Source organism: Mycobacterium seoulense (assembly GCF_010731595.1).
GTDB lineage: Bacteria > Actinomycetota > Actinomycetes > Mycobacteriales > Mycobacteriaceae > Mycobacterium > Mycobacterium seoulense.
The window spans coordinates 3,141,042-3,155,344 of the sequence record NZ_AP022582.1 but is presented as its reverse complement, the minus strand read 5'-3'; the positions used below and the strand labels follow the sequence as shown (position 1 = coordinate 3,155,344).

Annotated in this window: 11 protein-coding genes and 2 pseudogenes; 8 read left to right on the top strand and 5 right to left on the bottom strand. The window is 67.3% G+C overall.

Translation table 11 applies throughout. The features are described from left to right. Positions 1–2: 2 nt before the first annotated feature. From G6N37_RS26255 to G6N37_RS14380, 3 genes and pseudogenes are all read left to right on the top strand, one after another. Positions 3–245, top strand: a pseudogene (locus tag G6N37_RS26255) (DNA-formamidopyrimidine glycosylase family protein); the annotation flags it as partial. 150 nt (positions 246–395) lie between these two features. Continuing rightward, the gene (locus G6N37_RS26250; protein ID WP_232075539.1) at positions 396–866 is read left to right on the top strand and encodes a zinc finger domain-containing protein; all 471 of its coding nucleotides are present in this window, start codon (positions 396–398) and stop codon (positions 864–866) included. A gap of 29 nt (positions 867–895) precedes the next feature. Continuing rightward, positions 896–1,645, top strand: a complete 750-nt coding sequence (locus G6N37_RS14380) for an SDR family oxidoreductase (RefSeq protein ID WP_163681450.1) — start codon at positions 896–898, stop codon at positions 1,643–1,645. On the opposite strand, the gene G6N37_RS14375 is transcribed toward G6N37_RS14380, so the two are convergent. Continuing rightward, positions 1,646–2,965 (bottom strand): oxygenase MpaB family protein, encoded by a 1,320-nt coding sequence (locus tag G6N37_RS14375; RefSeq protein WP_163681447.1) that lies wholly within the window; start codon positions 2,963–2,965, stop codon positions 1,646–1,648. Between the two features lie 92 nt (positions 2,966–3,057). On the opposite strand from G6N37_RS14375, the gene G6N37_RS14370 reads away from it, so the two are divergent. Beyond that, entirely contained in the window at positions 3,058–3,633 is a 576-nt protein-coding gene (locus tag G6N37_RS14370; RefSeq protein ID WP_167527434.1) for a TetR/AcrR family transcriptional regulator, read from the top strand. Positions 3,634–3,639: 6 nt separating this feature from the next. Here the strand turns inward: G6N37_RS14370 and pgi are convergent, their stop codons facing one another. Then, entirely contained in the window at positions 3,640–5,304 is a 1,665-nt protein-coding gene (gene pgi / locus G6N37_RS14365; protein WP_163681443.1) for a glucose-6-phosphate isomerase, read from the bottom strand. Between the two features lie 52 nt (positions 5,305–5,356). Beyond that, positions 5,357–5,690: pseudogene (locus tag G6N37_RS14360) on the bottom strand (chorismate mutase). A 549-nt stretch (positions 5,691–6,239) separates the two neighbouring features. On the opposite strand from G6N37_RS14360, the gene pcrA reads away from it, so the two are divergent. Beyond that, positions 6,240–8,573 carry a DNA helicase PcrA gene (pcrA, locus tag G6N37_RS14355; RefSeq protein ID WP_163681440.1) on the top strand — a complete coding sequence of 778 codons (2,334 nt, stop codon included), beginning with the start codon at positions 6,240–6,242 and terminating at the stop codon, positions 8,571–8,573. 124 nt (positions 8,574–8,697) lie between these two features. On the opposite strand, the gene G6N37_RS14350 is transcribed toward pcrA, so the two are convergent. Beyond that, positions 8,698–9,276: a hypothetical protein gene (locus tag G6N37_RS14350; protein WP_167527384.1), complete on the bottom strand. Its 579-nt coding sequence runs from the start codon at positions 9,274–9,276 to the stop codon at positions 8,698–8,700. A 1-nt stretch (position 9,277) separates the two neighbouring features. Beyond that, complete coding sequence (locus G6N37_RS14345; RefSeq protein ID WP_163681439.1) at positions 9,278–10,327, bottom strand: M23 family metallopeptidase; 1,050 nt, start codon at positions 10,325–10,327, stop codon at positions 9,278–9,280. A 323-nt stretch (positions 10,328–10,650) separates the two neighbouring features. Here G6N37_RS14345 and sucC point away from each other — a divergent pair, with 323 nt between their 5' ends. From sucC to G6N37_RS14330, 3 genes are read left to right on the top strand one after another with little or no spacing between them, the layout of a single operon-like run. Continuing rightward, the gene (gene sucC / locus G6N37_RS14340) at positions 10,651–11,814 is read left to right on the top strand and encodes an ADP-forming succinate--CoA ligase subunit beta (protein WP_163681437.1); all 1,164 of its coding nucleotides are present in this window, start codon (positions 10,651–10,653) and stop codon (positions 11,812–11,814) included. 12 nt (positions 11,815–11,826) lie between these two features. Continuing rightward, entirely contained in the window at positions 11,827–12,729 is a 903-nt protein-coding gene (gene sucD, locus G6N37_RS14335; RefSeq protein WP_163681436.1) for a succinate--CoA ligase subunit alpha, read from the top strand. 52 nt (positions 12,730–12,781) lie between these two features. Next, a complete protein-coding gene (locus G6N37_RS14330; protein WP_163681435.1) occupies positions 12,782–14,302 on the top strand; it encodes an acetyl-CoA acetyltransferase in 1,521 nt (506 codons plus the stop codon). Position 14,303: the final 1 nt, after the last annotated feature.

The window sequence follows — 14,303 nt, the reverse complement described above, 5'->3', positions numbered from 1 at the left end:
GCGTGCCCGAACTGCCCGAGGTCGAAGCGCTGGCCGACCATCTACGCCGCCATGCCGTCGGCTTGACGATCGGTCGCGTCGATGTCGGCGCGCTGTCCGTGCTGAAAACCTTCGACCCGCCGCCCACCGCGCTGCACGGCCGACCCGTGACCGGGGCCCAGCGCTGGGGCAAGTACCTCGGGCTGCAGGCGGGAGAGCTGTTCCTGATCACCCACCTGTCGCGGGCGGGCTGGCTGCGCTGGTCCGACAAGCTGGCCGCGGCGCCGCTGCGGCCGGGCAAGGGCCCGATCGCGCTGCGGGTGCACCTCGGCGCGCCCGGCGAGGCGCCGGGCTTCGACCTCACCGAGGCCGGCACCCAGAAGCGGCTGGCCGTGTGGCTCGTCGACGATCCGCAACTGGTGCCCGGGATCGCCGCCCTCGGCCCCGACGCCCTCGAGCTCAGCGCCGACGATCTCGCCGGACTGCTGGCCGGCAATACCGGGCGGATCAAGACGGTCATCACCGACCAGAAAGTGATCGCCGGCATCGGCAACGCCTACAGCGACGAGATCCTGCACGTGGCCAAGATCTCGCCGTTCGCCACCGCGGGCAAGCTCACCGACGAGCAGCTCACCACCCTGCACGACGCGATGGTGTCCGTCCTGCGGGACGCCGTGAGCCGATCCGTGGGCCAGGGGGCGGCCACGCTCAAGGGCGAGAAGCGCTCCGGACTGCGGGTGCATGCGCGCACCGGTCTGCCCTGCCCGGTGTGCGGGGACACCGTGCGCGAAGTTTCCTTCGCCGACAAGTCTTTTCAGTACTGCCCGACGTGCCAGACCGGTGGCAAGGTGCTGGCCGACCGGCGGATGTCGCGGCTGCTCAAGTAGGCGACGGCCGCGGTCGCTATGCTGCCCGGGTGACTCGTCAGAAGATTCTCATCACGGGCGCCAGCTCCGGCCTGGGCGCCGGCATGGCGCGCGCCTTCGCCGCCAAGGGCCGCGACCTGGCGTTGTGCGCCCGACGCACCGACCGGCTCGACGAGCTGAAAGCCGAGCTGTCGCAACGGTATCCCGGCATCAAGATCGCCGTCGCCGCGTTGGACGTCAACGACCACGAACAGGTGCCGAAGGTCTTCGGCGAACTGAGTGACGAGCTGGGCGGCATCGACCGGGTCATCGTAAACGCCGGCATCGGCAAGGGCGCCAAGCTCGGCTCGGGCAAGTTGTGGGCCAACAAGGCGACCATCGAGACCAACCTGGTGGCCGCGCTCGTGCAGATCGAGACCGCGCTGGAGATGTTCAACAAGAACGGTTCGGGTCATCTGGTGCTGATCTCATCGGTGCTCGGCAACAAGGGAGTGCCCGGCGTCAAGGCCGCCTACGCCGCGAGCAAGGCCGGGTTGAGCTCGCTGGGTGAATCGCTGCGCGCCGAGTACGCCAGGGGCCCGATCAAAGTGTCGGTCATCGAACCTGGGTACATCGAGTCGGAGATGACCGCCAAGTCGAACAGCACAATGTTAATGGTGGACAACGAGACTGGCGTCAACGCGCTCGTCGCGGCCATCGAACGCGAGTCCGGCCGGGCGGCGGTGCCGTGGTGGCCGTGGGCGCCGCTGGTACAGGTGATGCGGGTGCTGCCGCCCCCGCTCACCAAGTGGTTCGCCTAGCTAGTGCGGTACGGGCGTGTAATGCGTTGCATCGGTAGTGAATTCAGGCTTTCCATAAGTCGCTAGCCGCAGCTTGAGCAACCCGATCACATAGGCGTCGGTGATGTCGCGGAGCACGGGAATTCGGCTGGCCTGGCTCACGACGTTGAACCGTCCGATGATGAATGGCGCGGTGAGGGCGACGCGCAGCAGATCCGTCGGCCCCATGGAGACGCCCATGGCCTCGGCGATCTCCCGGTCGCCGTTGCAGAAGGTGCGAACGAACGTGAGCTTGCTGAAACTCTTTTCGACCGCCTCGGCGCAACGGTCGAACAGTGTGGTGTCGGGGCGCAGATAGGCCGCCATCGTGCCGCGGACGAGTTCTTGGCAGATGCTGTCGAACCCGTGGCGCAGCAGTGCCGAGCGCGCGTGCATGACGTGGATGATGTCGGCGGGTTCCGCGGGCAGCAGCTCCTCCGGCAACCCGAGCAGAAAGCAGCGATACCTGGCGAATTCGATGACGGCGCGTTCTGCGGCGGTGAACTTCGACCGGCCCTGTTGACGCGCCCGGCGGGCCAGCAGGTACTGGCCGATCATCCCGGCGGGCATCTGGTCGACCTGGGGTACCGGCATGCCGTAGATCGCTGTATCCCACTTGTCGGATCTCTTGAGGGCGTTGTAGCGGACCATCGAGTGCATCAGCCGAACCATCGCGGCGGCTTCAAAGCCGGGGCCATAGCGGTCCAGCGCGCCGGGCAGTGTGGTGACGGCGAAGAAGCTGGCGGTCTCGTTGACGCGGCGCGCTGCCCGCTTGCCCGAGAGCGCTCCGGTCAGCGCCATCGGCAGCGCTGCGTAGGTGTTGGTGAAAGTCGCGATGAAGGCCCCGCGCGTGATGAATGGGGCCAGCAGCGCCGCGGGGATGCGTTCTTGGCGAGCACCCTCCCGGACCAGGTCGAAGTCGATCCACCCCGGGGTGGCCTCCATGGCGGTGATGAACGCCGCCAGTTCGGGCGGCGCGTCGGCCACCGCCTCGATTCCCTCGCGGCAGGCCGTCTTGAGCATGTCGATCAGGTGCGTGACGCTGTGCGAGTTCATCAGGGCCGCATAGGGATCCGCGACGACGTCGCCGAGCAGGGTGGCCGTGCTCATCAACTCGACGACGCGGTCGTCTTCCAGAATCCGTGCGCGGTCGGCGATCCAGGTGGGCAGGGCGGAGTCGGCGTCGGGCTCGGTGGCCAGGCGATCCGGTCGCCTGTCGAAGTCGAAATCTCCGTAGAGGTCGGGCAGCAGGTCGCGCTGGCTGCGGACCCGCCGCGCGAGTTCGGGGTAGTACGTGACCATCGCTGCCTCCCATTAACTAACAATCTGTGAGCAATACTCACAAGTCGTTAGTTATGCTGTCAAGCGTGAGTGTGGGCAACCCGAAGCGGCGCATGACCGCCGAAGGCCGGCGCCAGCAGATACTCGATGTCACGCACACGATCGTCGACGCCGAGGGGTTCCACGCGGCAACACCGAACCGCATCGCCGAGACGGCCGGCATCAATCGGTCGTTGATCTATCAGCTGTTCGGCGACCCGGCGGGACTCTTCGTCGCACTGATCGACCGTGAGGCGGCCCGGGCCGGCGCCCAGTTCGCCGAGGCGGTCTCGGGGTTGGATGCCGTCGCCGAGGACCAGTCACTCGTGGTCGCGTTCGACGGCGTCCTGGCCGCGGTCGACGCCCACCCGGCAACGTGGCGACTGTTCTTGTTCCCGCCGCAGGGCGCTCCACCGGAGTTGTATGCGAGGCTGGCTCAATCGCAGGCCGTCGTGTTGGAGTTCTTCGTCACCGAGCTGCTGCGCACCAATCCCCACGTGCACGACCCCGAATACACCGCGCGGATCCTGCACGCCGCCGGACGCGAACTGCTGCAGCTGCACCTGAGCGAGCCGGAGACCGCGACCGTCGACCGGTTGCGCACTTTCGTGCGGCGGCTCGGCTCCGACGTCATGAGTCGAACTGGTTGAGCGCGCTTAGCTGACCCTCCCGCGCTCTGTCCGGTAGCGGCGGACCAGCGCATCGGTCGAGCTGTCCGACTGCGGCGCCGGCGAGTTGTCGGACGTGATCACCGGGAGCAGCGCTTTCGCCTGCGTCTTGCCGAGTTCCACGCCCCACTGGTCGAACGAGTCGATGCCCCAGATGACGCCCTCGGTGAAGACCTGATGCTCGTAGAGCGCGATCAGCTGGCCCAGCACCGACGGGGTGAGCCGGTCGGCCAGGATCGAGGTCGACGGCCGGTTGCCGGGCATCACCTTGTGCGGCACGATGTCGGCCGGCGTGCCTTCGGCGGCGATCTCCTCGGCGCTCTTGCCGAACGCCAGCACCTGGGTCTGGGCGAAGAAGTTGCTCATCAGCAAGTCGTGCATGCTGCCGGTGCCCTCGACGGTGGGTAGGTCGTCGAGGGGCTGGCTGAAGCCGATGAAGTCGGCCGGCACCAGCCGGGTGCCCTGGTGCAGCAATTGGTAGAAGGCATGCTGGCCGTTGGTTCCCGGCTCGCCCCAGAAGATTTCGCCGGTGTCGGTGGTAACCGGTGTGCCGTCGGCGCGGGTCGACTTGCCGTTGGATTCCATCGTCAGCTGTTGCAGATACGCCGCGAATCGCGCCAAGTCGTTGGAATAGGGCAGCACCGCGCGCGATTGGGCGCCCATGAAATTGGAGTACCACAGCCCGATCAGCCCGAGCAGCGCCGGCGCGTTGGATTCCAGCGGGGCGGTCGTGAAATGCCGGTCCACGATGTGGAATCCGGACAAGAAATCGGCGAAGGCCTCCTTGCCGATCGCCGCCATCACCGACAGGCCGATCGCCGAGTCGACCGAGTACCGTCCGCCGACCCAATCCCAGAAGCCGAACATGTTGTCGGTGTTGATGCCGAAGTCGTCGACCAGTCGCTTGTTGGTCGAAACAGCCACGAAATGCTTGGCCACCGCGGCGTCGCCGAGCGCGTCGGTCAGCCAGCGGCGCGCCGCAGTCGCGTTGGTCAGGGTTTCCAGCGTGGAGAACGTCTTCGACGCTACGATGAAAAGCGTTGTGGCGGGGTCCAAGTCGGCGAGGGTGGCGATCAGGTCGGCGGGGTCGACGTTCGAGACGAAGCGGGCCGAGATCCCGGCATCGGCGTAGTGGCGCAGCGCCTGATAGACCATCACCGGACCCAGATCCGATCCGCCGATGCCGATGTTGACCACGGTGCTGATTCTTTTCCCGGTGGCCCCGGTCCATTCACCGCTGCGTAACCGGTCGGTGAAGTCACCCATCCGGTCCAGCACGGCGTGCACGTCCTCGACGACGTTGCGGCCGTCGACGATCAGTTCGGCGTCCCGGGGCAGTCGCAGCGCGGTGTGCAACACCGCCCTGTCCTCCGAGACGTTGATGTGCGCGCCGGCGAACATCTGGTCGCGACGCTCTTCGAGGTTAGCCGTGCGCGCCAGATCGATGAGTAGCCGCAGCGTCTCTCGCGTGATGCGGTGTTTGCTGTAGTCGATGTAGAGGTCGCCGACCGAGACGTTCAGTTCGCGGCCGCGGTCGGGATCCTCGTCGAACAACTGGCGCAGATGGGTCGAGCCGATCTGCTCGTGGTGCCTGCGCAGGGCATCCCACGCTGGCGTGGCGGTGATGTCGGGGAGGCTTTGCACGGTGGCCATACTCCGACCCTAGTGACGGTCGCAAGCGCGGCCTAGCCGGGCGCGGCGGGCCTCAGTGGCCGAGCCGGCCCCTGCCCAGCCTCAGCAGCAGGATCGCCAGGTCCTTACCGTCGGGACCGAGCTCGCTGTAGCGCTCGATCACCTTCATCTCGCGGCTGTGGACGAGCCGCGTGCCGCCGGATGCCATCCGTACCTTGCCGATCGCCTGGGACACCTCGGTGCGCCGCTTCACCGCGGCGAGGATCTCGGCGTCCAAGCGGTCGATCTCGTGGCGCAACTCGTCGATGCTCAACTCTCCGGGGTCGGCGGTCTCGGGGGTTTCCACCGTCTCAACCTTCATCTCTGCTAACTCCGCATTTCTCGGGATGTGGGGGTTGTGGTCTCATCCGGTTTCGGGCCTCACAAGAGACGAGCCCCGGTCCGGAAGCGGACCACGGGGCTCTGACGAAAGCAGCTAGACCACGGGGACCGCTAATCGGTACCCGTAGAAAAATCGACGGCAGTTCGGGGTGCGGGGCTGCCGATCGGACTGCGCGTTGAGCACCAAACGAGTGTGCCACTAATAACAGGTCACGCGCAAAAAGGCATTCGTGAGCTGGCCATTACGGCGTCGCGGTGGGCCGGGAGCGCTCGGCCTTCGGTCGCGGCGACCCCCGTGCCGCGGTTGCTTGCCGGTGTGGAATTCCTTATTTGGGGGCGAAATTGAGTATTGCGGGGAACAGTGCCGGATTTGACGGATGCGCAAACCCCGGCGGGATTATGCGGCTTTTTCGACACGGGTGTAATTGCACGGCATTTGAAAACGCGGCGCGTATTGGATTGCGAAACACCCGTTGTTGCGGCCGCGATCTGCCCGCCGACGCGCCGCCCGGGCACTAGCCTGGTCTGACGCCTTGGCGCGTTGCGTCGGTGGGCGGCGGTAAGTTTGGACCAACATGAGTGTGTACGTAACCGATGCCAATCTGGCCTCCGAAGCAGATCAGCTGCTCGAAGGCCTCAATCCGCAACAACGCCAGGCGGTGGTGCACGAGGGCTCGCCGCTGTTGATCGTCGCGGGGGCGGGGTCGGGCAAGACCGCGGTGCTGACGCGCCGCATCGCCTATCTCATCGCGGCGCGCGGCGTGGGGGTGGGCCAAATTCTGGCCATCACCTTCACCAACAAGGCCGCGGCCGAGATGCGCGAACGTGTGGTACGGCTGGTGGGCAACCGCGCCCGCGCCATGTGGGTGTCCACCTTCCACTCGACCTGTGTGCGCATCCTGCGCAACCAGGCGTCGTTGATCGAAGGGCTCAACTCCAACTTCTCGATCTATGACGCCGACGATTCCCGCCGCCTGCTGCAGATGATCGGGCGCGACATGGGGCTCGACATCAAGCGCTACTCGCCCCGGCTGCTGGCCAACGCGATCTCCAACCTGAAGAACGAGCTGATCGACCCCGGCGATGCGGTCGCCAAACTGACGGATGATTCCGACGACCTGAGCCGCACCGTGGCCTCCGTCTACGGCGAGTACCAGCGGCGGCTGCGTGCGGCGAACGCGCTGGACTTCGATGACCTGATCGGCGAGACCGTCGCGGTGCTGCGGGCCTTCCCGCAGATCGCTCAGCACTACCGGCGGCGGTTCCGTCATGTCCTGGTCGACGAGTATCAGGACACCAACCACGCGCAGTACGTGCTGGTGCGGGAACTGGTCGGTCACGGCGCGGCGGAGTCGTCCGACGACGTGCCGCCGGCGGAATTGTGCGTGGTCGGTGACGCCGATCAATCGATCTATGCGTTCCGCGGTGCGACCATCCGCAACATCGAGGACTTCGAACGCGACTACCCGGACGCGATAACCATTCTCCTGGAACAGAATTACCGCTCGACGCAGAACATCCTGTCGGCCGCCAACTCGGTGATCGCCCGCAATTCCGGACGCCGGGACAAGCGGCTGTGGACCGACGCCGGCGCCGGCGAATTGATCGTCGGCTACGTCGCGGACAACGAGCACGACGAGGCCAGGTTCGTGGCCGAGGAGATCGACGCGCTCGCCGATCGGGGCGAGATCACCTACAACGACGTGGCGGTGTTCTACCGCACCAACAATTCGTCGCGGTCTTTCGAAGAGGTGTTCATTCGCGCTGGCATCCCCTACAAAGTCGTTGGGGGAGTGCGCTTCTACGAGCGCAAAGAGATCCGCGACATCGTCGCCTATCTGCGGGTGCTGGACAACCCCGGCGATGCGGTCAGCATGCGGCGCATCCTCAACACCCCGCGCCGCGGGATCGGGGATCGTGCCGAGGCCTGCGTGGCGGTGTACGCCGAGAACACCGGCGCGAGTTTCGCCGACGCGCTGATGGCCGCCGCCGAAGGCAAAGTGCCGATGCTCAATTCACGCGCGGAGAAGGCGATCGCCGGGTTCGTCGAGCTGCTCGACGAACTCAGGGGCCGCCTCGACGAAGATCTCGGTGATCTGGTCGAATCGGTGCTCGAACGTACCGGCTATCGGCGGGAGTTGGAGTCCTCCACCGACCCGCAGGAGCTGGCCCGCTTGGACAACCTCAACGAACTCGTCAGCGTGGCACACGAATTCAGCACCGACCGGGCCAACGCCGCCGCGCTGGGCGAGTCGCTGCAGGCCCCGGCCGACGAAGACGTGCCGGACACCGGTGTGCTCGCCGAATTCCTGGAACGCGTCTCGCTGGTGTCCGACAGCGACGAGATACCCGAGAACGACGCCGGCATGGTCACCTTGATGACGCTGCACACGGCCAAGGGGCTGGAGTTCCCCGTGGTGTTCGTCACCGGCTGGGAGGACGGGATGTTCCCGCACATGCGGGCGCTGGACGACCCGGTCGAACTGTCGGAGGAGCGGAGGCTGGCTTACGTCGGCATCACCCGCGCCCGTCAGCGGCTGTATGTGAGCAGGGCCGTCGTGCGGTCCTCCTGGGGCCAGCCCATGCTGAACCCGGAATCCCGCTTCCTGCGGGAGATTCCGCAGGAACTCATCGAGTGGCGGCGCACCGCGCCGGCCCCCTCGTTCAGCGCGCCGGTGAGCGGCGCCGGCCGGTTCGGCACCCCGCGCGCGGCCCCGACCCGCTCGGGCGCGGGTAAGCGCCCGCTGCTGGTGCTCGAGCCGGGCGACCGGGTGACGCACGACAAGTACGGGCTGGGACGGGTCGAGGAAGTTTCCGGGGTCGGTGAATCCGCCATGTCCCTCATCGATTTCGGCAGCGCGGGACGGGTCAAGCTGATGCACAACCACGCCCCGATCAGCAAGCTCTAGCGGCCCGGTCGCTGGCCTACTGCTGGCCTCCGGACCATGAAGCGGTCCGGGAATGTGATATCGCGGGTGATATCGGATTCCAAAGTCGCCTAATGGTCGGCCGCCGCGGCCCGGTCGGGCCGGGTCAGGCCTCCAGCCAGCGTTTGGTTCGCGGGTGCATCGCGAGCACCACGCTGGCGATCGGCAGGAGCGGCAGCAGGTGCACTATCCACGCCACCCGGGCGCCGGCGATGAACACACCCAGATAGGTCAGCACGGCGACCACGGCGCCGACCGCGATGAGGTAGCGCCCCAGGGGCCGACGCTGCAGCAACGCGATCACGCCGGAAATGGTGGTGACCGCGAAGACCAGGGCCAAGAACGCGACGGCGATGCAGAACAACCGGTCGGATCGCCACCAGCCGGCGATCAGGTCGGTGGCCACCACCGATGTGGCCCACCCGCTGATGATGCTGACGGCGCAGGCGGCGACGGCCGTGCGGGCGCTTGGCTCATTGGCGGGCGCACCGTAGATCGCTCGACCGCCCGCGCGAGGAGCGCCCGGATAGGGCGGGGCCTGCGGGGGAATGTGGGTGGTCGGGGATTCCGGCGCTACCGGCAGCGGCCCGGTGGGTGCGCGGCGGATGATCCGCGTTTTGGAGTCCGACGGCGACGTGGACTCGGACGGTTGCGGACCGGGAGGTGGTTGGTTGGGCTCGGTCACCTCAACCAGCGTAGTTACCCACCATGAGACCCCGCTTAGCCAGCCACGGGACCGGGTCGATTCGTTCGGTGCCACCCTGCAGCACCTCGAAATGCAGGTGGGGGCCGGTGGAGTTACCGCGGTTGCCCATGGTGGCGATCTGGTCGCCGGCCATCACGCGCTGCCCGACGCTGACCAGCGTGGTGTTGACGTGGCCGTAGAGCGTCACCGTGCCATCGGCGTGGCGCAGTTTGACCAGCGCCCCGTAGCCGGCGGCAGGCCCGGAGTCGATGACGACGCCGTCGGACACCGCGTAGATGGGTGTTCCGATCGAGTTGGCCAGGTCGATGCCGGCATGCAGCACGCCCCAGCGGTAGCCGAAGTTAGAGGTGAAGATGCCCTTCGTCGGCATCACGTAGAGCGGCTGCTGCAACCGGGCCTCACGCTGGGCGCGGTCGTTGGCGAACGCGACGCCCTTGGCGAGTTCCTGGTTGTGCACCGCGGCGGTCGCCGCCGGCTCGAGCGCGACCACCTGGGCGCCGCGGATGGTGTTGTTGCCCGACCCCCCGGTGAGCGCCGACGCGTTCGCGGTCAGCACGGCCTCGGTCTTGGGGGTGTCGGCATGGCTGGTGGCGGTGTGGGCCGCCGCGGCGGCCGCGCCGGCGGCCATCGCCGAGATCATCAGGCGGCCCCTGGCCGCGCTGGTCGGTTGTTTGCGATGCTGGCCGCCGCGGCGTGCCACCCCGACGACGTCGGTGGTGTGCGCGCGAGCCAGACGCCGCTCGGATGCCGATGCCACGACCACGCGGGGGAGCACCTCGGTCGGCGGCGCGGCCAGCCACAGCGTGACCGGGTCGTCGGCCTCGTTCAGGTCGTCCAGCTCCGGGGCCAGCAACACCTGCGCTTCGTTGTCGAAGGTGGAGTCGTTGCTGTAGTCGAGGTCGCCGAGCTCGCTGACCTCGTCGCGCCACTCCAGGTCGTCGAAGTCGAAGCCGTCGAGGGGCAGGATTTCGGTGACTTCGTTGCGATGGGGCTCAATCCCCCGGCCGCCCGCGGCGCGCCCAACCCTCACCACGCCTGCTGTTTCAGCAGTTGAAGGAGCTAAACGGTGCTGGGACAAGCTGAAATGTCCTCGTATCGTGACCATAACGTTATCTGGACCCTGAGACGGTATCCGCTAACTCGCGGAACTGGCAACCTCGTCGAGCAATCCGATCGAAATTGTGATTTGGGTCACGAACCGGGTATCCGGGCATCCCGTGAGCTGTGCCACATCGCCGGACGCGGCGGTAAGGGCCCGTTGGCCAGTGGATACAGTTCGTCCGTGCGAGTTGCCGAACGCGGCACCGCCCATCAAGAGGCCAAGCAGTTGAGTCGAACGAAGACAGAGAGTCCATGGACCTTTTCGAGTATCAAGCAAAAGAATTGTTCGCCAAGCACAACGTACCGACTACGCCGGGCCGGGTCACCGACACCGCCGAGGGCGCTCGGGACATCGCCGCCGAAATCGGCCGGCCGGTGATGGTCAAGGCGCAGGTGAAGGTCGGCGGCCGCGGCAAGGCCGGTGGCGTCAAGTACGCGGCGACACCGGAAGACGCCTACGAACACGCCAAGAACATCCTCGGCCTCGACATCAAGGGCCACGTCGTCAAGAAGTTGTTGGTCGCCGAGGCCAGTGACATCGCCGAGGAGTACTACATCTCCTTCCTGCTGGACCGGGCCAACCGCACCTACCTGGCGATGTGCTCGGTCGAGGGCGGCATGGAGATCGAGGAGGTCGCCGCCACCAAGCCGGAGCGGCTGGCCAAGGTCCCGGTGAACGCCGTCACGGGTGTCGACCTGGCGACCGCGCGGTCCATCGCCGAGCAGGGCCACCTGCCCGCCGAGGTGCTCGACGCGGCGGCGGTGACCATCAACAAGCTGTGGGAGCTCTTCGTCGCCGAGGACGCCACCCTGGTCGAGGTCAACCCGTTGGTGCGCGATCCGAAGGACCAGATCCTGGCGCTGGACGGCAAGATCACGCTGGACGCCAACGCCGACTTCCGCCACCCGGAGCACGCCGAGTTCGAGGACCGCGCGTCCACCGACCCGCTGGAGCTCAAGGCCAAGGAGCACGACCTCAACTACGTCAAGCTGGACGGCGCGGTCGGCATCATCGGCAACGGCGCGGGCCTGGTCATGTCCACGCTCGACGTCGTCGCCTACGCCGGTGAGAAGCACGGCGGCGTCAAGCCGGCCAACTTCCTGGACATCGGCGGCGGCGCGTCGGCCGAAGTCATGGCCGCGGGCCTCGACGTCATCCTGAACGACAAGCAGGTCAAGAGCGTCTTCGTGAACGTGTTCGGGGGCATCACCTCGTGCGACGCGGTCGCCAACGGAATCGTCACCGCGCTGAACATGCTCGGTGACGAGGCCAACAAGCCGCTCATCGTGCGGCTCGACGGCAACAACGTCGACGAAGGCCGCCGAATCCTGGCCCAAGCCAACCACCCGCTGGTGATCCAGGCCGAGACCATGGACGCCGGTGCCGACAAAGCCGCCGAGCTGGCGAACAAGTAAGGGAGCCAACGAATGTCGATCTTCCTGAACAAAGATTCCAAAGTCATCGTCCAGGGCATCACGGGCGGCGAGGGCACCAAGCACACGGCGCTCATGCTGAAGTCCGGCACTCAGGTGGTGGGCGGGGTGAACGCCCGCAAGGCGGGCACGACCGTCTCGCACGTCGACCCCGTCGGTAAGGACGTCGAACTGCCGGTGTTCGGCACCGTCGCGGAAGCGATGAAGGAGACCGGCGCCAACGTGTCCGTCGTCTTCGTTCCGCCGAAATTCGCCAAGGACGCGATCATCGAGGCCATCGACGCCGAGATCCCGCTGCTGGTGGTCATCACCGAGGGAATTCCGGTGCAGGACAGCGCGTATGCGTGGGCCTACAACGTCGACAAGGGTCAGAAGACGCGCATCATCGGGCCCAACTGCCCCGGCATCATCACGCCGGGCGAGGCCCTGGCCGGCATCACCCCCGCCAACATCAGCGGGCCCGGCCCCGTCGGGCTGGTGTCCAAGTCCGGCACGCTGACCTACCAAATGATGTACGAGCTGCGCGATTTCGGCTTCTCCACCTCGATCGGCATCGGCGGTGACCCGGTGATCGGCACCACCCACATCGACGCCATCGAGGCGTTCGAGAAGGACCCCGACACCAAGGTCATCGTGATGATCGGTGAGATCGGCGGCGACGCCGAGGAGCGGGCGGCCGACTACATCAAGGCCAACGTGTCCAAGCCGGTCGTCGGCTATGTCGCGGGATTCACTGCGCCGGAAGGTAAGACGATGGGCCATGCGGGCGCCATCGTGTCCGGCTCGTCGGGCACCGCGGCCGCCAAGAAGGAGGCCCTGGAGGCCGCCGGCGTCAAGGTCGGCAAGACCCCGTCGGAGACCGCGGACCTGGCGCGACAGATCCTGCAGAGCCTGTAGCGGGCCGGCCCCCGATTAGACCGGGAGCGGCCCCGAGGTACATAGTGGGTCTATGAATCTCGACCCGAACACCCCCGTCGTCGTCGGCGTGGGGCAGGCCGCCGAGCGCATCGACGACCCCACCTATCGCGGGATGTCGCCCGTCGAGCTGGCCGCCGCGGCGGCCCGGGCCGCCGTCGACGACTGTGCTGCCGAGGACGTTGCGGCGGCCATCGACACCGTGGCCGGCGTGCGGCAGTTCGAGATCTCGGGTGTGATCAATGCCCCGCTGGGGCGGTCGAACAACTACCCGCGGTCCGTGGCCAACCGCATCGGCGCTTCGCCGGCCCGTGCGATCCTGGAAATCGTTGGGGGACAGGGGCCGCAGCACCTGATCAGCGAGCTGGCGGGGGAGATCGCGGCGGGCCGTTCGCAGGTCGCGATGGTGTTCGGCTCGGATGCCACCTCGACGTTGCGCTACTTCGCGAAAGCCGAAGCCCGGCCCGACTTCACCGAGACGGTCGACGGCGATCTGGAAGACCGGGGCCAGGGGATCGAGAAGCTCGTTTCGCGCTACACCGTCAGTCACGGGCTGACCAGCGCGCCGATCCAGTACGCGCTGCTGGAAAACGCAAGGCGGGCCGGGACCGGGCTGGGACCGGCCGAATACCGGCGGCGGATGGGCGAGCTGTTCGCGCCCTTCACCAAGGTCGCGGCCAGCAATCCGTTCGCCGCCGCGCCGGTGGAACGCACGGCCGACGAGCTGGTCACCGTGACCGAGCGCAACCGGATGATCGCGGAGCCGTACCCGCGGCTGATGGTCGCCCGTGACCAGGTGAACCAGGGCGCGGCGGCGCTGCTGATGTCGGTCGGGGCGGCGCGTCGCCTCGGGGTGCCCCAGGAGAACTGGGTGTACCTGCACGGCCACGCCGACCTGGAGGAGCAGGCCCTATTGGAGCGCCCGGATCTCGGACACGCCCCGTCGGCCGTCCTGGCCGTGCGCGAGGCGCTCGCGATGGCCGGCGCCGGCGTCGACGACATCGCCACGTTCGACCTGTACAGCTGCTTTCCGGTGCCGGTGTTCAACATCTGCGACGGCATGGGCATCGCGCCCGACGACCCGCGCGGCCTGACGCTGACCGGCGGGCTGCCGTTCTTCGGCGGCGCCGGCAACAACTACTCCATGCATGCGGTCGCCGAGACCGTCGCGCAATTGCGAAGCGCGCCCGGCGAATACGGCCTCGTCGGCGCTAACGGCGGAATCCTGAGCAAGTACTCGGTCGGCGTGTACTGCAGCACTCCGGCGGAGTGGCAGCCCGACCGCAGCGCGCAAGCGCAGCGGCAGGTCGCCGACTGGCCGACCGTGCCCGTGACCGAGCACGCCGACGGTGTCGGCACCGTCGAGACCTACACGGTGCGCCGCGACGACGGCCGCCGCACCGGGATCGTCATCGGCCGGCTGGACGGCGGCAGCCGGTTCCTGTCGACCACCGAAGACGACGAACTGATCGCGCTGCTGATCGACGGCGACCCGCTCGGGCACTCGGTGCGGGTGCGCTCGTTCGACTACGGCAACCGCTGCACGTTGGCCTGAC